The sequence below is a fragment of the Massilia pseudoviolaceinigra genome (assembly GCF_030846505.1).
Lineage (GTDB): Bacteria > Pseudomonadota > Gammaproteobacteria > Burkholderiales > Burkholderiaceae_D > Telluria_A > Telluria_A violaceinigra.
In genome coordinates this window covers 95,263-114,170 of sequence record NZ_JAVCWL010000008.1, presented here as the reverse complement: position 1 = coordinate 114,170, position 18,908 = coordinate 95,263, and the positions used below count along the sequence as shown (strand labels likewise).

At 64.0% G+C, this 18,908-nt stretch carries 16 protein-coding genes; 4 read left to right on the top strand and 12 right to left on the bottom strand.

Going from position 1 to position 18,908, the window contains the following annotated elements:
* Window positions 1–86 precede the first annotated feature (86 nt).
* From RBA40_RS10010 to RBA40_RS10000, 3 genes are read left to right on the top strand one after another with little or no spacing between them, the layout of a single operon-like run.
* The gene (locus tag RBA40_RS10010) at window positions 87–2,117 is read left to right on the top strand and encodes a TonB-dependent receptor plug domain-containing protein (RefSeq protein WP_306647763.1); all 2,031 of its coding nucleotides are present in this window, start codon (window positions 87–89) and stop codon (window positions 2,115–2,117) included.
* Window positions 2,107–2,649 (top strand): YfiR family protein, encoded by a 543-nt coding sequence (locus RBA40_RS10005; RefSeq protein WP_306647762.1) that lies wholly within the window; start codon window positions 2,107–2,109, stop codon window positions 2,647–2,649. Before RBA40_RS10010 ends, RBA40_RS10005 begins: the two co-directional genes overlap by 11 nt.
* The gene (locus tag RBA40_RS10000; RefSeq protein WP_306647761.1) at window positions 2,646–4,571 is read left to right on the top strand and encodes a putative bifunctional diguanylate cyclase/phosphodiesterase; all 1,926 of its coding nucleotides are present in this window, start codon (window positions 2,646–2,648) and stop codon (window positions 4,569–4,571) included. The genes RBA40_RS10005 and RBA40_RS10000 overlap by 4 nt, the downstream gene beginning before the upstream one ends.
* A 7-nt stretch (window positions 4,572–4,578) precedes the next feature.
* Here the strand turns inward: RBA40_RS10000 and RBA40_RS09995 are convergent, their stop codons facing one another.
* From RBA40_RS09995 to RBA40_RS09955, 9 genes are all read right to left on the bottom strand, one after another.
* Window positions 4,579–6,252, bottom strand: coding sequence for a peptide chain release factor 3 (locus tag RBA40_RS09995; RefSeq protein ID WP_374710473.1), 1,674 nt, complete (start codon window positions 6,250–6,252; stop codon window positions 4,579–4,581).
* 143 nt (window positions 6,253–6,395) lie between these two features.
* Entirely contained in the window at window positions 6,396–6,812 is a 417-nt protein-coding gene (locus RBA40_RS09990) for a type IV pilin protein (RefSeq protein ID WP_306647760.1), read from the bottom strand.
* Entirely contained in the window at window positions 6,809–10,282 is a 3,474-nt protein-coding gene (locus RBA40_RS09985) for a pilus assembly protein (RefSeq protein WP_306647759.1), read from the bottom strand. The genes RBA40_RS09990 and RBA40_RS09985 overlap by 4 nt, the downstream gene beginning before the upstream one ends.
* Window positions 10,283–10,314: 32 nt before the next feature.
* Window positions 10,315–10,869 carry a pilus assembly PilX family protein gene (locus RBA40_RS09980; protein WP_306647758.1) on the bottom strand — a complete coding sequence of 185 codons (555 nt, stop codon included), beginning with the start codon at window positions 10,867–10,869 and terminating at the stop codon, window positions 10,315–10,317.
* The gene (locus RBA40_RS09975) at window positions 10,869–11,675 is read right to left on the bottom strand and encodes a PilW family protein (RefSeq protein ID WP_306647757.1); all 807 of its coding nucleotides are present in this window, start codon (window positions 11,673–11,675) and stop codon (window positions 10,869–10,871) included. The genes RBA40_RS09980 and RBA40_RS09975 overlap by 1 nt, the downstream gene beginning before the upstream one ends.
* Window positions 11,672–12,115, bottom strand: coding sequence for a type IV pilus modification protein PilV (gene pilV / locus RBA40_RS09970; protein ID WP_306647756.1), 444 nt, complete (start codon window positions 12,113–12,115; stop codon window positions 11,672–11,674). Before pilV ends, RBA40_RS09975 begins: the two co-directional genes overlap by 4 nt.
* Window positions 12,116–12,130: 15 nt before the next feature.
* Window positions 12,131–12,715 (bottom strand): GspH/FimT family pseudopilin, encoded by a 585-nt coding sequence (locus RBA40_RS09965; RefSeq protein WP_306647755.1) that lies wholly within the window; start codon window positions 12,713–12,715, stop codon window positions 12,131–12,133.
* Between the two features lie 151 nt (window positions 12,716–12,866).
* Window positions 12,867–14,210: a sensor histidine kinase gene (locus RBA40_RS09960; RefSeq protein WP_306647754.1), complete on the bottom strand. Its 1,344-nt coding sequence runs from the start codon at window positions 14,208–14,210 to the stop codon at window positions 12,867–12,869.
* The gene (locus RBA40_RS09955) at window positions 14,207–14,872 is read right to left on the bottom strand and encodes a response regulator transcription factor (RefSeq protein ID WP_054262952.1); all 666 of its coding nucleotides are present in this window, start codon (window positions 14,870–14,872) and stop codon (window positions 14,207–14,209) included. The genes RBA40_RS09960 and RBA40_RS09955 overlap by 4 nt, the downstream gene beginning before the upstream one ends.
* A gap of 321 nt (window positions 14,873–15,193) precedes the next feature.
* Between RBA40_RS09955 and RBA40_RS09950 the strand changes: the two genes are divergently transcribed.
* Window positions 15,194–16,003 carry a Crp/Fnr family transcriptional regulator gene (locus tag RBA40_RS09950; protein WP_306647753.1) on the top strand — a complete coding sequence of 270 codons (810 nt, stop codon included), beginning with the start codon at window positions 15,194–15,196 and terminating at the stop codon, window positions 16,001–16,003.
* Here the strand turns inward: RBA40_RS09950 and RBA40_RS09945 are convergent.
* The 3 genes from RBA40_RS09945 to RBA40_RS09935 all read right to left on the bottom strand — a co-directional run bounded on the left by RBA40_RS09945 (window position 15,903) and on the right by RBA40_RS09935 (window position 18,899).
* Window positions 15,903–17,426, bottom strand: coding sequence for a CHASE3 domain-containing protein (locus RBA40_RS09945; protein WP_306647752.1), 1,524 nt, complete (start codon window positions 17,424–17,426; stop codon window positions 15,903–15,905). The genes RBA40_RS09950 and RBA40_RS09945 overlap by 101 nt on opposite strands.
* Window positions 17,427–17,641: 215 nt before the next feature.
* Window positions 17,642–18,274: a response regulator transcription factor gene (locus tag RBA40_RS09940; protein ID WP_054262954.1), complete on the bottom strand. Its 633-nt coding sequence runs from the start codon at window positions 18,272–18,274 to the stop codon at window positions 17,642–17,644.
* A 205-nt stretch (window positions 18,275–18,479) separates the two neighbouring features.
* A complete protein-coding gene (locus RBA40_RS09935; protein WP_306647751.1) occupies window positions 18,480–18,899 on the bottom strand; it encodes a MerR family transcriptional regulator in 420 nt (139 codons plus the stop codon).
* Window positions 18,900–18,908: the final 9 nt, after the last annotated feature.

Sequence of the window (18,908 nt, the reverse complement as noted above, 5' to 3'; positions counted from 1 at the left end):
GCCGACAAGCGCGGGGTCATTTCTGTACAAGCCGGCCACAAGCTGCCAAAATGTTGTTGTACGTCAATTTTCAAGACGTACCCACTATGATGCCAGCGCCCACCCGTCCGACCCCGTTCCGCCTGCGGCGCCATGCGCCGGCATTGGCGCGGGCACTGACGCGGGCACTGGCGCTGTCCATGCTCGCTTGCGCGGGCGCGCGCGCCGGCGACCCGCCCGACCTGACCACCCTGCCCCTCGAACAGCTGATGTCGATGGAGGTCTACAGCGCCTCCAAGTTCATGCAGAAGTCGAGCCGCGCGCCCTCGTCGGTGACGGTCATCACCAAGGCCGACATCCGCCATTTCGGCTGGCGCACCCTGGCCGACGTGGCGCGCAGCGTGCGCGGGATGGTGCTCAGTTATGACCGCAACTACAGTTACCTCGGGCAGCGCGGCATCCTGCGCCCGGGCGACTTCAATACCCGCTTCCTGCTGCAGGTCGACGGCAACCGCATGAACGACGCGGTCTACGACCAGGCGCCGGTGGGCGCCGAATTCCCGCTCGACCTGGACCTGATCGAGCGCATCGAGTTCGTGCCCGGCCCCGGTTCGTCGATCTACGGCTCGAACGCCTTCATCGGCGTGATCAATGTGATCACCAAAACCCCGGGCGCGGTGGCGGGCACGCGCGCATCGCTCGAAGTCGGCCAGGACGGCGCGCGCCAGGCCGCCGCCAGCGTCGGCTGGCGCTCGCCCCAGGGCAGCGAGTACCTGATCGCCGCCAGCGCCCACCGCAGCGATGGCCGCGACCTGTACTTCCCCGAATTCGACACGCCCGCCCAGAACCACGGCGTGGCGAGCGGCCTCGATGACGAACGCGGGCAGCGTTTTTTCGCGCGCGCCACGCACGGCGCGGCCACCTTGAGCCTGATCCACGCGAACCGGGTCAAGGGCATCCCGACCGCGTCCTACAGCCAGAGCTTCAACGACCCGCGCACCGCCACCACCGACCGCCAGACCTATGTCAATGCGGCCTGGCGCAGCGAGGCGGGCGCCGTCGAACAGCTCAAGGCACGCCTGTTCTGGGGCCAATACGATTCGTTCGGCGATTACGTGGCCTCCGACGAAGCGCGCACGCTCAGCCACGACGGCAGCAGCGCGCGCTGGTGGGGCATCGACGCGAGCGTGGTGAGCACGCGCCTGGCCGGGCACACCGTGCTGGCCGGGATCGACCTGCAGCGCGACTACCGCCTGCACCAGTACAGTTTCGACATCGCCCCGTTCCACAGCTACCTGGACGATCGGCGTAGCGCCCGGCGCGCCGGCCTGTATCTGCAGGACCAGGTGGCGCTGGGCGAGACTGTGCTGCTGAACCTGGGCCTGCGCTACGACCGCAACAGCGGCAGCGACGGGGTATGGAGTCCGCGCGCCGCGCTGATCTGGAATCCGCTGGAGGCCACCACGATCAAGGCGATCTACGGCAGCGCCTTCCGCTCGCCCAACAGCTTCGAAAAATTCTACGCCTTCCCCGGCGAAGGCGGCCAGACCGGCAATCCGGGCCTGCGCGAGGAACGGGTGCGCTCGGCCGAACTGGCGCTGGTGCAGGAGTTCGGCGAGAACGCGCGCGTGAGCGTGTCGGCGTTTCGCACCGCGCTGTCAAACCTGATCGCGCCGGTCGAACAGCACGAATTGGCCAGCGTGCGTTTTGAGAATATCGGCCGCCTGGGCGCGCGCGGCGTGGAAATCGAATACGAACGCGGCACCCTGGGCGGCCTGTCGCTGCGCACCAGCTACAGCGCGATCCGGGTCAGCGACGCGCTCGAGCAACCGGTCAACGCGCCGGCCAGCCTGGCCAAGCTCAATGTGTCCGCGCCACTCGGCGCCGGCGGCTGGCGCGCCGCGCTCGAAGGCCAGTATGTGGGCGCGCGCCACGGCGTCTCGGGCACGGCCAGGCGCCATGTCGTGGTCAACGCCAACCTGATGCGCGCGCGCCTGCTGCCCAATCTCGAACTCTCGCTCGGCGTGACCAATCTGTTCGACCGCGCCTATGCCGATCCGGCCTCCATCGAACACCGCCAGCGCGTGATCGCGCAGGACGGACGGCGCCTGCGCGCAAGGCTGGCGTATGCATTCTGAGCGCCGCCTCCCACGCGCGCGGCGCCTGTGCTGGCTGCTGCTGGCCGGGCTGGCCGCCGCTGCTACGGCGGCGCGCGCCGATCCGGTGCCGGAAGCGGCGATGAAGGCGGCCTTTATCTTCAATTTCAGCGTGTTTGCCGAGTGGCCGCCGGAAGCGCTGGCGGGCGGCGCTCCGATCAGCGTGTGCGCCAACGCCGGCGGCGCGCTGTTCGCGTCGCTGAGCAAGCTGCACGACAAGGTCGTCAACGGCCACCGCATCGCGGTGCGCCATGCCGGCGCGCCGCTGCGCAGCTGTCATGTGCTGGTGGTCGAACGGATCGACCGCGAACGCTGGCGCGAGCTGCGGCGCGAGCTGGCCGGGGCGCCGGTGCTGACGGTGTCGGACGACCGCGTGGTCGGTCCGGACGGCGTGGTCATCGCCATGGCGGTGATCGAAGAACGCCTTGTGTTCGATGTCGACATGGCGCTGGCGCGCGCGGCCCGGCTGAACCTGAGCTCCAAGCTGCTGCGCCTGGCCAGGAGCGTGCAATGAGCGCGCGCCCGGTGTTCATCGGCGCCCCGCGCCTGCTCGGCAGGAAGCTGGCGCTGACCACCATCCTGACGGCGGCCGCGGCACTGTTCGTGGCCAGCCTGGCGCTGATCGTGTTCCAGTTCCTGTCGATGCGCGGCGTGCTGGCTGACGACCTGCGGGTGCAGGCCCAGATCGTGGGCAACAACAGCAGCGCGGCGCTGCTGTTCAACGATGCCAAGGCGGGCGAAGAAACGCTGGCGGGCCTTGCGGTCTCGCCCAGCGTGGGCAGCGCCAGCATTTTCGACGCGCGCGGCGTGCTGCTGGCGCACTACCAGCGCGGGACCGGCCCCCAGCCGGGCGCGCCCGATGCCGCCCTGCTCGCTGCCGGCTACCGCTACGGCATCGACGTGGTGGAAGTGGCGCACGTGGTGCGCGTGAACCAGCAGCGGGTCGGGGTGGTGCTGATCCGCGCCACCCTGGACCAGCTGTTCGCGCGCCTGCTCACGTACGCCGGCCTGACCCTGGCGGTGGCCCTGGGCTCGCTCGCACTGGCCTATGCGATGGTGTCGTCGATGCGGCGCGCGGTGCGCCGCGCCGAAGACCACCTGCAGCGCCTGGCGCATGTCGATTCGGTCACCAACCTGCCCAACCGCCACGAGTACAACGAGCGTCTGGCGTTCGCGCTCGAGCGCGCCGACCGGGCCGAGGGCGCGGGCGACGGGGTCGGCCTGCTCCTGCTCGACCTGGATAACTTCAAGGTGGTCAACGACACGCTAGGCCACGACTGCGGCGACCATCTGCTCAAACTGGTGGCCGCGCGCCTGGTGCAGACCTTGCGCGGGAACGACATCATCTGCCGCATCGGCGGCGACGAATTCGTGATCATCGTCGAGCCGCGCGAGCACGATCCCGGCCAGCCGGACGAAGTCGACGAAGTGGCGCGCAAGATCCTCGCCGCCCTGGCCGCGCCGTTCGAGGTGGAAGGACACCAGCTGTACGTGAGCGCCAGTATCGGCGTGAGCATGTATCCGCGCGACGCCGGCGACGCGCGCACGCTCATGCGCAGCGCCGACACGGCCATGTACCACGCCAAGGCCAGGGGCAAGAATGGCTTCGAAGCGTTCCAGCCGGCCATGGAACAGCGCGCCCAGAAACGCCTTAAGCTCGAAGCGAACCTGCGCCGCGCGCTCGAGAAGGGCGAACTGGAACTGCACTACCAGCCGCAGATCGACGTGCGCAGCGGGCGCGTGGTGGGCGTGGAAGCGCTGGCGCGCTGGCACTGCCGCGAACTGGGACACGTCAGCCCGGCCGAATTCATTCCGGTGGCCGAGGAGACCGGGATCATCGTGGCGCTCGGCGGCTGGGTGCTGCAAACGGCTTGCCGCCAGGCCGCGGCGTGGCGCGACCAGGGGCTGCTCGACACGCTGGTGCACGTGGCGGTGAACCTGTCGGCGCGCCAGACCCGCGACGGCGCCCTGATGAATGAAATTCGCGCCATCCTCGACGAAACCGGCCTGCCGGCCAGCCTGCTGGAACTGGAAATCACCGAGGGGGTCCTGATGGAGAACGTGAACGCCAACCTGGACCTGCTGCATGGCTTGCAGGCGGCCGGCATCCATCTGTCGATCGACGATTTCGGCACCGGCTACTCGTCGATGTCGTACCTGAAGCGCTTCCCGATCGACCAATTGAAAATCGACCGCAGCTTTGTGCACGACGTGCCGGGCGACGGCGAAGCGATCGCCACGGCCATCATCGCCATGGCGCACAGCCTGCAGTTAAGCGTGGTGGCCGAAGGCGTGGAAACGCTGGCGCAGCTCGACTTCCTGCGCCAGGCGGGCTGCGACATCATGCAGGGATATTATTTTGCGAGACCCATGCCGGCCGCGCAGGTGACCGCGCTGCTGCGCGAGAAGCGCAGCAGCTGGGGCGAGCGGACGTAGGTACGGCTTAGGCCAGCTTGACCGCGTGCTCGCGGGTGGCGTGGAAGGTCAGCTTGGGCCAGCGCTCTTCGGTCAGGCGCAGGTTGACGTTCGAGGTCGCCAGGTAAGCCATGTTGCCGGCCGCATCGTAGGCCACGTTGTGGCCCAGCGCCGACTCGAAATCGGCCAGGATGCGCTTGTCTTCGCCGCTGACCCAGCGCGCGCTGCTGATGCTGGTGCCTTCGAACACGGCATCGACCCCATACTCGTTGAGCAGGCGGCTGGCCACGACCTCGAACTGCAGCACTCCGACCGCGCCCAGTACCAGCTCGCCGCCCTGGACCGGCTTGAAGACCTGGACCGCGCCCTCTTCGCCCAGCTGCTGCAAGCCCTTGTGGAGCTGCTTGATCTTGAGCGGGTTGCGGATGCGCACCGAGCGGAAGAAGTCCGGCGCGAAGTACGGGATGCCGGTAAATTGCAGCATCTCGCCTTCCGAGAAGCTGTCGCCGATCTGCATGTTGCCGTGATTGGGCAGGCCGATGATGTCGCCGGCGTAGGCTTCCTCGACCTGTTCGCGCGAGGACGCCATGAAGGTGACCACCGACGAGACCTTGATCTCGCGGCCCAGGCGCAGGTGCTTGACCTTCATGCCGCGCTCGAAGCGCCCCGAGCACACGCGCAAGAACGCAATGCGGTCGCGGTGGGCCGGGTCCATATTGGCCTGGATCTTGAAGACGAAGCCGGAGAACGGCTGCTCGGCGGGGGCCACCACGCGCACCGTGGCGTCGCGCTCGCGCGGGGCCGGGGCCCAGTCGACCAGCGCCGAGAGGATTTCGCGCACGCCGAAGTTGTTGATCGCCGAACCGAAGAACACGGGGGTCTGCACGCCGGCCAGGAACTGCGCCAGGTCGAACGGATGCGAGGCGCCGTGCACCAGTTCCACTTCCATCTTGAGCTGCTCGATTTCGAGCGGGAACATGGCGGCCAGCTTGGGATTGTCGATGCCCTTGACGATCTCGAAGGCGCCGTCGGCCTTTTCCTCGCCGGCCTTGAACAGCATGATTTCATCGCGCAGCAGGTGGTACACGCCGCGGAAGTTCTTGCCCATGCCGATCGGCCAGGTCACCGGGGCGCACTGGATCTTCAGGACCGATTCGAGTTCGTCGAGCAGGTCGAGCGGATCGCGCGTTTCGCGGTCCATCTTGTTCATGAAGGTGACGATCGGCGTATTGCGCATGCGGCACACGGCCAGCAGCTTGATGGTCTGCGTCTCCACGCCCTTGGCCGCGTCGATCACCATCAGGGCCGAGTCGACGGCGGTGAGCACGCGGTAGGTGTCTTCCGAGAAGTCCTGGTGGCCGGGGGTGTCGAGCAGGTTGATGACGTGGTCGCGGTGCTCGAACTGCATCACCGAGCTGGCCACGGAAATGCCGCGCTGCTTTTCGATTTCCATCCAGTCGGAGGTGGCGTGGCGGCCGCTCTTGCGGGCCTTGACCGTGCCGGCCATCTGGATCGCGCCCGAAAACAGCAACAGCTTTTCGGTCAGCGTGGTCTTGCCTGCGTCGGGGTGGGAAATGATGCCGAAGGTACGGCGGCGTGCAACTTCGCGGGCAATCGCCGCGGGGGCGAGCGTCGCGCCGGACGCGGGAAGATCTGAATCGGGAAGGGAAGTATCGGTATCGTTGGCCATATTCTCAGCCATAACATGGCCTCGCACAAAACCGTCGATTTTACCGATACTTGCCCTGCTCGTGTGAACTGATTCGGGCGCGGCGGGGAGCCGCGCCCGGTTACTGCCTGCTTACTGCCTGCTTACTGCCTGCTTACTGCCTGCTTACTGCCTGCTTACCAGCAGTCGGTCGGCTTGGCTGCGGTCTGTGCTCCGGTGTTGCTCACAGTCATAATGCCGCATTCATCCTTCACCTGCTTCGCGGTCGGCGTTGCCGTCAGCGTGAAGGTCGATCCGTCCGCCGAAATGGTGTTGGTGATGTTATACCGCACCGCTGCCGGCGCCACGTCCTTGGGCGAGGTCGCCGAAGACAGCGGACCGCCCGCGTAGTCGCCCTTGGTCGTGTAGTAACGCTCGAGCAACTGGGCGTTTTGCATCAACACGCCCTGGGCGACCGAACGCTGGGACTTGAGCACATTCCTCGTGTACGACTCGAGCGCGACCGCCGACAGGACCCCGACGATGGCCACCGTGATCATCAATTCGATCAGGGTGAAGCCGCTGCCCGTCCGATTCAAATGAAAGCGTTTCATCGTTGCAACTCCCTCCAGTTAATACGGCCCAGCGTCGCTGTTTCCAGCTTCGGCCCGGTTGGATCGACTCCGCCTTTGCAGTTGACCGTGCAGGCCGGATCGGACGAGCCGGAACTGACCGCGCCACCCGTTACGATACCGGTAGTCGGGCTGCCCGACGAGACTGGCCAGCTGATCTTGACCGTGGTTTCGATCACATAGCCGCCACTGGCCAGGTCGGTATATTTGATCGTCGTCGTGGTCGTGCTGCCATCAGGGTTCTTGACGACCACCGGAGGCGGATTGGTCGCCGGCTTGGTCGGTGGCGCAGGATCGCCATTACCTTGCTGGAACGAGCCCTTCGGATCGAGCGAACCGGCTGCCGGCACACCCTGGCCGGCGGTCGAGGCCTTGTTATCCGGCGCGGCGGCATATGTCCAGCCTGGATCGCCCATGCACAGATTGGTCGGATGGTGCCAGTAGATCAAGTACTCGGCGATCAGCTTTTCCGGCAGTTTCGACGTGATCAGGCGGTAGCCCAGATCCGGCCGGTTCGCCACATTGAGCTGGATGTCGCTTTGCGCGATATCGGCTTTCACCACCTGAACGGTCAGCGCGCCGTTGCGCCATTCGCCTTTCGGACCCAGTTCCGATATGCCATCGACCACGCCGGCGCATTGCGGCTTGATCGGATGGACGCCGTTACGCAAGATGCCGTTGCCAACCCAGTCGCGGGCGACGAATGCGTCAAGCGGCATGGAAACCTGCAAGTCCTTGATGTTGTTCATCTTGTAAGCAGGCAATGTCGCGACCGACAGGCCGCCGCCGGTCTGGTAACCCGTTACCACGCCTTTGTACGTACCGCCGGTGCCGGTGCCGTCCGAGCCCTCGATGCTCAGTTTGATTGCTGGCGAATAAGCCTGGTTGGCCACCAGTACCTTGAAGCGCGTGTTAGGCACGACATCGGTGGTGGTCTGGGTCGTGGTCCAGGTACTGCGGATCGTCCGTTCCTCATAGGAATAGGTGTTGTTGGTACCCGATACTTTCTTGATATTCCTGACCTCGACGGATTGGCGCGTCGTCGTATAGGTGACCTGGTTAATGAAGGTGAGCGTGCCATCGGTGGCCACGGTCGACTTCGGATAACCGGTTACCGCAGTACGTTTTCCCTCCGAATAATTACTGTATGCATAAGGAATACCTTTGTACGTCTTGGCAGTCCAGTTCGTGGTCGACACGACCGTCGCACTTGCCGGGCCGGCGTTCTGGCTCATCAGGGTCGGCAGGTCGGGAGCATAGGCTTCCTGCGTGCTGGCCACCGTCGGCGCCAGGCGTTGCTCATCCTGGCTCGGATGCAGCATGTTCAGGCCGAGTACGTCGTAAATATCGTCGTATTCGTGGACGTGGACATAGTTTTGGTTGGCGACATCGCCATAGGTCGCTTCGCGTCCGATGGCATACTGTCCGCTGGCTGCCGACACGCCGCCAAAGTAGCCGACCTCGGTGGCACCGCCGCATTTGTTGTAGCAGAAAATATCGGTATCGAAGTGACCGCCAGCGACGCCGCGCTCACCACCGACGGTGGCCGTGCTGACGTCGACCGTGTCCGGCTTCGGTGCATCGTTCTGGTCAAAATTGGACTGGTACACATCCACGCCGCCGGCCGACAGCCCGATCAGCTGGGAACGCACGCCCCCGCCCATGTGGCGACCCACCGGTGCCAGCGGCTTGTTCAAGCTATCGAGGACCATGTCATCGGAGGTGTACTTCGCATCGTTGTTCAGATCGAAAATGACCTCGCCCGTGGTGCCGCCATTGCGCCAGTTCAGCTGCATCCACCAGTTTTCGCCCGGCGGTTTGGCCGTGGTATCGACCATCGGATTGGTGCTGAAAAACTGGAACACGTCGCCCATGATGAAGATGCCGTCGCCAACCACGCGCTCGCCTTTCGGCAGCGGCACTTTCCAGCCGCGGTGGGTGATCCAGTTCATCGGCTTGTTGCTCGATGTCCGCACCCGGATCGCGCTGGCCCCGGCACCGAAGGTGTACTCGCTCAGCGTCTGCTCAAGCAGCGGCAGGCTGCTGGAGGCCTTGTCGCGGATGCCGTAAGCAGAATGAACGGTATTGTTCACTTTCATGTCGTCGGCGGTATACAAACGGCCGGTGACGAACGCCACCAGCACGCCGCCACTCGGGTGAGCCGTCAAGCCCGGCGCCGTGGTAATGGCGCGCGCGGGGTCGCTGTCTTCACGCGCATGCAACTGCACCGGCGAGGCCGTCAGATCGTTCAGATTGAACTTCCACATATTGCCATCGATGTCGCCGGCATACGCCGCATCCTTGACGCCATCTTCGTCCGTGTCCCAGAGCGAAGGCGAGGACAGGCCGTTAGGCGCGGTGGCACTGCCGCCCGGGGTGGCGATTTCCTTGATCAGCTTACCGGTCTGGGCATCGATGACCAGCAAGGTTGCAGCACCGCTGCCGGTATTGTTGTAGCCATTGCCCATCACCAGGGCATCATAGTACTCGTTTTGTTCCGTCGGCAAGACCGCCTTCTTTTTCAGCAACCTTGTCAGCACCGGCGCGCCATAGGTATCGCCGAGATTGGCAAAGCCGGCGGACTTGTTATTGACTTCCCACATGACTTTTGCTGCGGCACCTGCTTCGTTGCCGGTCGCGCCATTGCTCACATCGAGGGCGAACACGGCTTTGCCGCCGCCGCCCAAGGTACCGACGAGAATGGTCTTGTTGGTGAACTTGCGGACATCCAGACGGCCATCGACGTAGTATTGCGGCGTGAAAGCTTTGCTCGAAAGCACTTCCAGGCGCGGCAACAAGGTCCTGGGAATATAGGCGAAGCGTTCCTTGCCGGTGACCGCATCGATGGCGTGCATCATGCCGTCGTTGGCGCCCACGTACACGGTTTCATTACCCGTCGCATCTTTCCAGTAGACCGGGGTCGAATGGATCAGCGTGCCGAGCGAACTGGTACGGACACGGTAGGTGGTACCCTCGGCGGTTTTGACGCCACGCAAGTAATCGAGGACCGGCGAGACCGTGCTGGACGTGACCGCCGCGGTCTTGGAATCGACCATGGCACGCTGGGCGGCCGACAGCGCGGCCCACGTGAATGGAATGCCGGCCGGGGATGCGGCGTCGCTCATGGTGACGATATTGCGCGTGCCGGCCAGGGCCTGGGCCGCGATCATGGCTTCGGCGCCGCCGATCCAGTTATCCGTGGCGCCGATGGTACCGCCGGAGCTGATCGGGAACGAGTGCAGATTGCCGCCCAGGGTGGCGGCGTTGTAATCGATGGCGAACATCCGGGCCTTGCCGTCGGCCACGTTGGTACTCGAGGACACCGGTTGCCCGACATAGCCGATAGGCTGCTGCGCCGAATCGAACGGTGCCGCCGCCATGACGGTGACGAGCGCCGCGGTGGCCAGGCCGACAAGGCCCGCCCCGGCGGCGATTTTTGTTTTAAGTTGCATGAGAATTCTCCCGCAGAATGGTGGTTGCAGTACTAATCGCAAATTTTGGAATACACACGGAAACGCACGGTGGTCTGCACAAAGGCAGTTGCACCACCGTTACCCTGACCGCGCGCGGTAAGACGTGCAATGCCGTCACTGCACTGTCCGGAACTGCTCGCCTTTACAGGTGGAGTGATCATTTCGATGATGTAACGCGGCTGGGTGGTGACGCCAACCAGGTTCAGGGCGGGAACAGAGAATATGCGCGTCATATCATCGTCCTTCCAGTCGATGGTGTCCCAGCTGGGCGCGCCACCGGGCTTCAAACACAGTCCTTTCGGACATTTGGGAGAAAACGCCGAGGCTTCGTAGGGATCGAACGGCGCCTTGTTGAACGACACGACTTCGGCATCGCGCAAAATGGCTTCCGCCGATTCCCGCGCCACCTGCTGATCGCGCGCATTGCGCGTCATGCGCTCTTCGAGCGTGCCGCTACGCACCAGAGCGAGAACGAACATCGTCAGGACCAGTAAAAACACCAGCCCGGTCACCAGAACGACGCCCGACTGCGTGGCCCGTGGCCGGAAAAAAGTAGCTTGAGACATTAGAACCTCGACCGATTGCGAACGTTGAAGGTGGCGGTGACAACCCGGCGCAGGTGGCCGTCGTTGGTGGTGACGTCGGCGCCGTTGAAACTGACCGTTTGCGGGCCGACGGTGACGCCGCCGGACGGACCGCGCAGCAGCAGGGTGATGCGCACGGCCGACACGTTGGTGAAATCCGGCGGCGCGGCAACATAGTTAGTCACCGCTTCCTGGCGGTTCCCGATCCCGTAGGTCACCTTCATCCGCTCGACATTGTCGGCCACGACAACGCCCACGCCGGGCGCGGCCACGGACGTGCTGGCATAGCACATCAGCTGTCTGTTGACGACCCTGAACTGGTAGATGACCAGGTTGTTGTTGACCTGGGGGTCCGCCGTCGCCGCATTGACCGCATTGTCGGAGGTAATGTCGACCCCCACGCAATTGCGCTCGCGGCCCAGCAAGCGGTTCGGCGGCACGGTCGGATCGACGACCCAGTTCGGATCGTGACGCACGATCAGGATATCGGAGTCGGCGCCGACGGTTCCCTGGATCGCGTCGCCCTCGATTTCCATCCGGTTCATGTTGAGCCGGTAGCCGGCCTGGCGCAGGGCGATGCCGACCACGTCGAGCGCGTTGCGGGTACTTTCCTGAATGCGCACGACGTCGGTCTGGGCCGTGTTCATCTGCTTCGAGCCGATGAACATGTATCCCACTCCGCCCAACAGAACCAGGCCGACGGTCATGGCCACCAGCACCTCGACCAGGCCGAGACCCTGCTGCTTGCTGGTGCCGAGATTGCGCGGCGCGCTTGGACGAACTGTCATAACCGGGTCTCCTGGACAAATTGTTGCTTCTTCAGGCCGATGGTGGCGCCGTCGCCAGTGGCGCGCGTGTCGTTCCACTGGATGGTGACGGTCACATTGCCGGAGGCATCGAAGGCGACGCCGCCGGTGCCTTCCTTGATCGCACTGGCCAGGGCCATGCGCCACTCCCTGATGTCACGGTCGCCCACGGTGGCCACCGCGGCCGGTGTCGGCGCTTCGACATCGATGATGTACGGCGCACCGGCCTGGGCGACGGTGCGGTTGGCGCGCATGCGGTCGATGATATCCATCGCCAGAATGGTCGCCTGGCCGCGCGAATAGGCGCTGTGGTTGGCCTTCATGTTGGTGATGATCAGCCCGGCAATGCCGAGCAAGCCGACACTGATCACGATCATCGTGATCAGTACTTCGAGCATCGAAAAACCCTGTTGACGTCGCATTTCTGAATCTCCTCGTTAAGCTGTGCAGCTGCCTGCAGGGGCGATGATGGTGGCCCCGACCCAGCCGGTGCCGGCGGTGAGCGCAATTCTCCTGCGCTTGGTCTTGACGGACTTGCCGCACATATAGAAATTACCGACAATGGCCAAGCCGTTCTGATCCCTGGTCTGGCCGTTGCTGATATAGGACACATAATTCTGGGTACCGCCGGTGGCCTCGAGCTTGCCACGCCCCGAAAACACCGATTGCACCCGGAGTACCGTTTCCGTGGCGTCGACCACCCCGACAGTGCCACCCAGGGTGTCATCGACAAACACGATCCAGCCGATGCGCCAGTCGTTGGACGTGCTGCTCGCCGCGCAGCTGGTTCCCGTGGTGCTGCGGCACATGGTGATCCGGGTATTGCGCTTGACCGCTTCGGAGCGGGTGTAATTGAGCGTGTCGAGCACCAGATCGGTCTGGGTCGACACGGCCGCATCCTCAACGTATTCGCTCAGCATGGGAAAGCCGATCGCACTGGTCACGCCGACGATGGTCAACGTGACCAGCAACTCGGTGAGCGAAAAGCCGCGTGCCCTGTTTGGTTTCGCAGATAACATCATCCTGCACCTTTGAAGTAAATAGCCGGGACGGAGTGTCCCTGTTGTTGCTAATTATAAAGAACGAAGCTTGCATTACACTGAGGAAAGGCTGACAGAATGCTGACAAGGCGAAGTAAACCGCCCTTTGGCGAGGTAAATACGACAATAGTGCTCAGCTGGCGGGGAACCTGACTGTAAATTGCACGCCGGCGCCGCCGGGGCCGTTGCCGATCTCGACCGTGGCGCCGTGCGCCTGGGCGATATCGCGCACGATCGCCAGGCCCAGGCCGCTGCCGGGAATCTTGTCGTCCAGCCGCAGGAAGCGCTGGAACACCATGGCCCGCTGGTGGGGCGGGATGCCGGGGCCGGAGTCTTCGACGATCAAGACCCCGAACTTGCCTTCCTGATAACAGCGCACCGTCACCGTTCCCCCATCCGGGGTGTAGCGCACGGCATTGTCGATCAGGTTATCGATCAGGTCGCGCAGCAGGAAGCTGTCGCCGCTGACCCGGGTCGGCAGCAGCTCGAAGCCGATATCGATGCGCTTCTTGCCCGCTTCATCGACGAAATACTGGATCACCTGCTCGATCAGGACCGACAGGTCGAGCCGTTCGAGGCGGGTTTTTTCGAAGCGCGCCGGCTCGGCGCGCGCCAGGGCCAGCAACTGGTTGGTCTGGCGGATCATGCGCTCGTTCGAGAGCAGCATCAGGCGCACCGACTGCGCGGTGTCGGGGTCGGCCTGGTGGCGCGCGCCCAGCCATTCGAGCTGCAGCTTGAGCCCGGCCAGCGGGGTGCGCAGCTGGTGCGCGACGTCGGCCAGGAAATCGTGCTGGGCGCGGGCCCCGGTCTGCACCTTGTCGAGCAGCTCGTTGAAGGCATTGACGACCGGGCTGAGCTCATCGGGAATGGCGGCACCGTCGATGGGCGCGAGCTCGTTGCCCTCGCGCGCGAGCAGGTTGGCGCGCATGCGCGCCAGCGGTTGCAGGCCGTTGGTGACCGAAAACCAGATCAGCCCGACCAGCGCCACGGTAAACAGCGACTCGACCAGCATCAGCGCGCGCACCGTGGCCGAGCGGATCTGCTTGCGCTTGCGCAAGGTCTTGGCCACGCCGATGCGGATTTTCTCGCCACCGGCGAGCACCATGCGGCTCGTTACCCGCACCGGCTCGCCGCGGATGGTGTCGTCGTAGGCCTGGCTGCTGGGCGCGGCCAGTGCCGGAAAGTCGCTGTCGCCGGCCAGCGCATTGCCATCGGCGCCGCGCACGATGAAGTACAGGACATCGGCATCGTCGGCGCGCAGCACTTGCTCGGCCTGGCGTGGCAGGTCGATCTCGGCGCGGCCATTGCCGGGACGCAGGCGCGCCGCCAGCGCACCGGCCGCGTCGGCCAGGCTCTGGTCGAACGCCAGCTGGGCCGGAATCCAGGCCAGCATGTAGGTCAGCGCGGCGCCCGCCAGGTTGATCAGCAAAATCGGCACGATCAGCCATTTGAGCAGGCGCAGCCGGATACTGATCATGGATGCTGTTCGAGCATGTAGCCAAAGCCGCGGATGGTGCGGATGCTGATGCCGGCGTCGGCGATCTTCAGGCGCAGGCGCGAAATGTAGACTTCGACCGCGTTCAGGGTCAGGTCCTCGCCCCACGGCAGGATGGCGTCGATGATCTGCTGCTTGGACACCACGCGCGCGCCGTGCTGCAGCAGGTATTCGAGCACGGCCCACTCGCGCACCGACAGGTCGATCACGCGCTCGTCGATGCGGGCGCGCTTGGTGTAGGTGTCGAGCGTCAGGCGTCCCAGCGACAGGCTGACCGGCTTGGGCGTATTGCGCCGCGCCAGGGCCTTGATGCGCGCCACCAGTTCCGGCGTGGCGAAGGGCTTGACCAGGTAATCGTCGGCGCCCAGCTCGAGCCCGCGCACCCGGTCTTCGATGGCGTCGCGCGCGGTCAGCAGCAGAACCGGCACGTTGCTGCCGCGCGCGCGCAGGCGCCGCACCACCTCGAAGCCATCGATGCCGGGCAGGCCGATATCGAGCACCACCACCGCCACCTCGGCGCGCTGCAGCACCTGGTCGGCCTGGGTGCCGCTGCCGACCACGTCGACCACCATCCCGTGGCCCTGCAGCAGGCGGGTGAGGCCATCGGCCAGCACGGCATCGTCTTCGACCAGTAATACGTGCATGCGCGCGGCTCTCATTAAGTTGCGATATTCACATTATGACGCATGGCGGGGGCAAATCCCAAGCCTTGCCGCAGGCCAAAATCGGGGTTTTATGCAGGTTCTGTGCGTTTACCCACCTTAAAGCGTGAGTAAAAAAACAATTTATTGCGGTTTCCCCCAGTAGGACTGGGCCCACAAGGATTTATGCATTGAACCTACATGGGGGCGACTACCAGTCTTATGTTCGCCAACAGACGGAAGCTTTACTGTTCGTACATCGCGATTCGCTGCAAGTCCAGGTGAAGCGCCCTTGAAGATAGTCTCAGATAGTGAGGAATAAAAATGAACAACACTCAACTTGGTGGTACCGCCCAGAATACATCGCCGGTCGCCCAGATTCCTGCCAGCGCGCAAGAGTTAAAAGTTGCTTCCCGCCCCGTTGTCAGCTTTAGCGGTACCCAGCAGAATGAATTGCTGGCCGCCCTTCCCCGTCACGATCTCGAGACCCTGTTCGAACACCTGGAACTCGTGGCCCTGCCTTTTGGCAAAGAACTGTTTGAATACGGCAGCAAGCTCGAAAACGTCTACTTCCCGACCACGGCCATCGTGTCGCTGCTGTACGTGATGGAAGATGGCGCCACCACCGAGATCGCCGTGGTCGGGCATGAGGGCGTGGTCGGCATGTCGCTGTTCATGGGCGAACGCGCCATGTGCAGCGCCGTGGTCCAGAGCGCCGGCTACGGCTACCGCCTCAAGACCCAGTACCTGCGCGACGCCTTCAACCAGGGCGGCGCCCTGCCCCAGCTCTTGATGCGCTACACCAATGCGCTGTTCGCCCAGATGGCCCAGAACGCTGTCGGCGGGCGCCACAGCTCGATCGAACAGAAGCTGTGCCGCTGGCTGCTCGACCGCCTCGACCGTTCGGCATCGAACGAATTGAAAGTGACCCAGGAACTCATTTCCATCATGCTGGGGGTGCGCCGCGAAAGCATCACGGCCGCCGCCGGCAAGCTGCAGGATGATGGCCTGATTCAATACCGCCGCGGCAATATCACGGTGATCGACCGCCAGGGCCTGGAGGAGTACGCCGGCGAATGCTATAAGGTCGCGAAGACGGAATACGATCGCCTTCTGATGGATGTAGCCCGCTAAACGGCAGGGGCGCCGCTTGTTCCGGCGCCGCGTCGCCGCCGTCGGCGGCGCGCGACAGGGGAATGAATGCTTCGACGCAGGTTCCCACGTCATTGACTCCCCGCTTCACCCGCAAACTTCCCCCCAGCAGCAAGGCGCGTTCGCGCATCCCCAGCAAACCGTGCGACTTGGGCTTGGCCACGGCTTCGCTGTCGATGCCGACGCCATCGTCGCTCACTTCCAGCGACAAACCACCCGCTTCACGGCCCAGGTGCACGATCACGTGGCGCGCGCGGGCATACTTGGCGATATTGTTGAGCGACTCCTGCACGATGCGGAACACGGCAATCGCATGCATGGGGCCGGCAACATCGACGTCGCCATCGATCAGGGCTTCGCAATCGAGCCCGGCGACCCGGCCGAACTCCTCGCAATAACTTTGCACGGCGGCGGACAAGCCCAGGTGGTCGAGCAGGCTGGGGCGCAGGTCTTCGACGATGCGGCGCTTCAGTTCCACCGTGTCGACCAGGGTCGCGCGCGCACGGTCGAGCATCAGGGCCAGTTCGGGCCGCTCCGCGCGCAGGGCGTCCGCCACGGCATTCATGTCGATATTGATGGAGGTGAGGTTGGCGCCGAGTTCGTCGTGCAGTTCGCGCGCCAGGCGCGCCTTTTCCTCTTCGCTGACGCTGATCAGGTGGCGCGAGAGCACCGATAACTGTTCGGTGCGCAGCGCCACCATCGACTCGAGGTTATCGTTGGCGTTTTCCAGGGCGCGCTGGGTCATGTCGCGGGCGAAATAGCTGCGCCGGATCAGGCGGTAAAACAAGGCCAGCACCAGGATCGCCATGGCGTTGATGGTGATGCCCAAAAACACGGCGTGCCGGTACTGGCGGTAAAAGGTGGCGCTGCGCGCGGACAGCAATTCGTTCTGTTCCTGCACCAGGATGACCACCTGCAGGCGGATTTCATCCATCTCGGCCTTGCTGTCGGACGAACCGGCAATCTTGAGAATGTCGTCCAGCCCGCCCTGGCGGTAGACATCGAGCACCTGGTTCATGGTGTCGAGCCTGCGGTAGACCAGGGTATGCAGCTGGGCCAGGTTGCGGCGCTGGGAAGGACTGTCGGCCAGCAAGCGTTCCAGTTCGGCGAACTGGGCATCGATCTCGGACGAGGCCGTGCGCAGCGGTCCCAGGTAGACTTCGGAACCGGACAGGAAATAGCCGCGCAGGCTGCTTTCCGCATCCATGATCAGCACGTTCACATACTGGACCTTGTCGATCACCTTGGCGGTCTGGCCCTGGATTTCGTTGGCGCCCTTGAGCGAACCGAGGTTGTGGAACAGGCTGACGCCGTTAATGATCAGGATCAGCACGCACGTCAGGCACACCACCGTCTTATAGAAGGGCAACCCGGTTGTAACGGGTGGTTCGGTGGAAAAATACATCCTGGAAATCCTTTTGCGCACTGCAGAGCCGGCTTGGGGCAATTATAGTCCGGGAATTGCCGGGGCGCAGCCGAGCTGGACCGTAGGAGGTGGTGACGGACAGGTGCGCGCGCACTGCGCGGCGGAGACGGCGGCGCCCCGCCGGGTGGCAGGGCAGATTGGCCGGACCGGGCGGCGGGGCCGGGCGGCGGGGCCGCGGCAAGTCCGCCGGAGGATCAGTCGAGCAGGTTGTTTTTCATGGCGTAATAGGTCAGGTCGCTGTTCGACTGCAAGCCCATTTTTTCCATGATCCGCGTGCGGTAGGTCGACACGGTCTTGATGCTGAGCGAGAGGGCAACGCCGATGTCGGACACGGTCGCACCCTTGGCCAGGCGCAGGAACACCTGGAACTCGCGGTCCGACAGCTCGGTGTGCAGCGCCGTGTTGGGATCGCGGTCGAAGCTCTGGGCCAGCAATTCGCCGACGGTCGAGCTGACGTAGCGGCGGCCCTGGAACACGGTACGCACCGCCGTCTTGAGCTCGTCGGCCTCGCATTCCTTGTTCAGGTAGCCGTTGGCGCCCATCTTGAACAGGTTCAGCGCATATTGCTGGGCCGGATAGCCGGACAGAATCAGCACCGGCAGGTTGGGCTGTCCCTGGCGGATGGTGCGCAGAATGTCGATGCCGCTCTGGTCCGGCATGGCGATATCGAGCAGCAGCACGTCGCAAATTTCACGACGCGCAATGTCCAGCGCTTCGCGCCCGGTTGCCCCTTCGGCCACGACATCGAAGTCGGGTGACGAAGAAAAAATCTGTTTAAAACCTGCACGTACTATCTGGTGATCGTCACATATGGCAACGCGTATCATTGTCTTCCCTTAAATTATCCTTGCATAGGAAAGAGCCGAGGCAAACCACGCGCCCGGCACTGCGCATGCGTTAGTATTCTAGCACTCTGGCTGTTCAGTACAAACACGTATGACAGCGCACTGGCGCTGCGTGCTCACACCGGCCTTCAAAAACAGCAAAGGGGCACAAGGCCCCCGCGATTGGCGACGGGACACGGCCGCCGTCCTAGCCCGGGCCTTTGAGCAGGGCTAGTATGGCGACCAGTTCGCTGCGGATCACGGCCCGGTCGAGTTCGGGCGGCGCCACCACGGCGTCAAGCGCCGCCGCGTCGGCGTCGTCATCACACGGTGGCGCAAGCAGTCCGCCAATGCGGCTATCGAGTTTATTGCGCGCACCACTGATCGTAAAGCCTTGTTCGTACAACAGTTCGCGGATACGACGGATCAACAACACCTCGTGGTGCTGATAATAGCGGCGGTTTCCACGTCGTTTGACCGGTTTAAGCTGGGTAAATTCCTGCTCCCAGTAACGAAGTACGTGCGGTTTGACGCCGCACAACTCGCTCACTTCCCCGATCGTGAAATAGCGCTTGGCCGGAATGGCCGGCAGCACGATCAGATCAGCCTTGCTCGCACGATCGTTCATCGGTTCACT

Coding starts and splice junctions, on each gene's coding strand:
- RBA40_RS09935 (WP_306647751.1), bottom strand. CDS start 18,899: ATGAACGATCGTGCGAGCAAGGCTGATCTGATCGTGCTGCCGGCCATT.
- RBA40_RS09975 (WP_306647757.1), bottom strand. CDS start 11,675: ATGACAGTTCGTCCAAGCGCGCCGCGCAATCTCGGCACCAGCAAGCAG.
- RBA40_RS10005 (WP_306647762.1), top strand. CDS start 2,107: ATGCATTCTGAGCGCCGCCTCCCACGCGCGCGGCGCCTGTGCTGGCTG.
- RBA40_RS09990 (WP_306647760.1), bottom strand. CDS start 6,812: ATGAAACGCTTTCATTTGAATCGGACGGGCAGCGGCTTCACCCTGATC.
- RBA40_RS10000 (WP_306647761.1), top strand. CDS start 2,646: ATGAGCGCGCGCCCGGTGTTCATCGGCGCCCCGCGCCTGCTCGGCAGG.
- RBA40_RS09985 (WP_306647759.1), bottom strand. CDS start 10,282: ATGCAACTTAAAACAAAAATCGCCGCCGGGGCGGGCCTTGTCGGCCTG.
- RBA40_RS09995 (WP_374710473.1), bottom strand. CDS start 6,252: ATGGCTGAGAATATGGCCAACGATACCGATACTTCCCTTCCCGATTCA.
- RBA40_RS09940 (WP_054262954.1), bottom strand. CDS start 18,274: ATGATACGCGTTGCCATATGTGACGATCACCAGATAGTACGTGCAGGT.
- pilV (WP_306647756.1), bottom strand. CDS start 12,115: ATGCGACGTCAACAGGGTTTTTCGATGCTCGAAGTACTGATCACGATG.
- RBA40_RS09950 (WP_306647753.1), top strand. CDS start 15,194: ATGAACAACACTCAACTTGGTGGTACCGCCCAGAATACATCGCCGGTC.
- RBA40_RS09965 (WP_306647755.1), bottom strand. CDS start 12,715: ATGATGTTATCTGCGAAACCAAACAGGGCACGCGGCTTTTCGCTCACC.
- RBA40_RS09955 (WP_054262952.1), bottom strand. CDS start 14,872: ATGCACGTATTACTGGTCGAAGACGATGCCGTGCTGGCCGATGGCCTC.
- RBA40_RS09945 (WP_306647752.1), bottom strand. CDS start 17,426: ATGTATTTTTCCACCGAACCACCCGTTACAACCGGGTTGCCCTTCTAT.
- RBA40_RS10010 (WP_306647763.1), top strand. CDS start 87: ATGATGCCAGCGCCCACCCGTCCGACCCCGTTCCGCCTGCGGCGCCAT.
- RBA40_RS09960 (WP_306647754.1), bottom strand. CDS start 14,210: ATGATCAGTATCCGGCTGCGCCTGCTCAAATGGCTGATCGTGCCGATT.
- RBA40_RS09980 (WP_306647758.1), bottom strand. CDS start 10,869: ATGTCTCAAGCTACTTTTTTCCGGCCACGGGCCACGCAGTCGGGCGTC.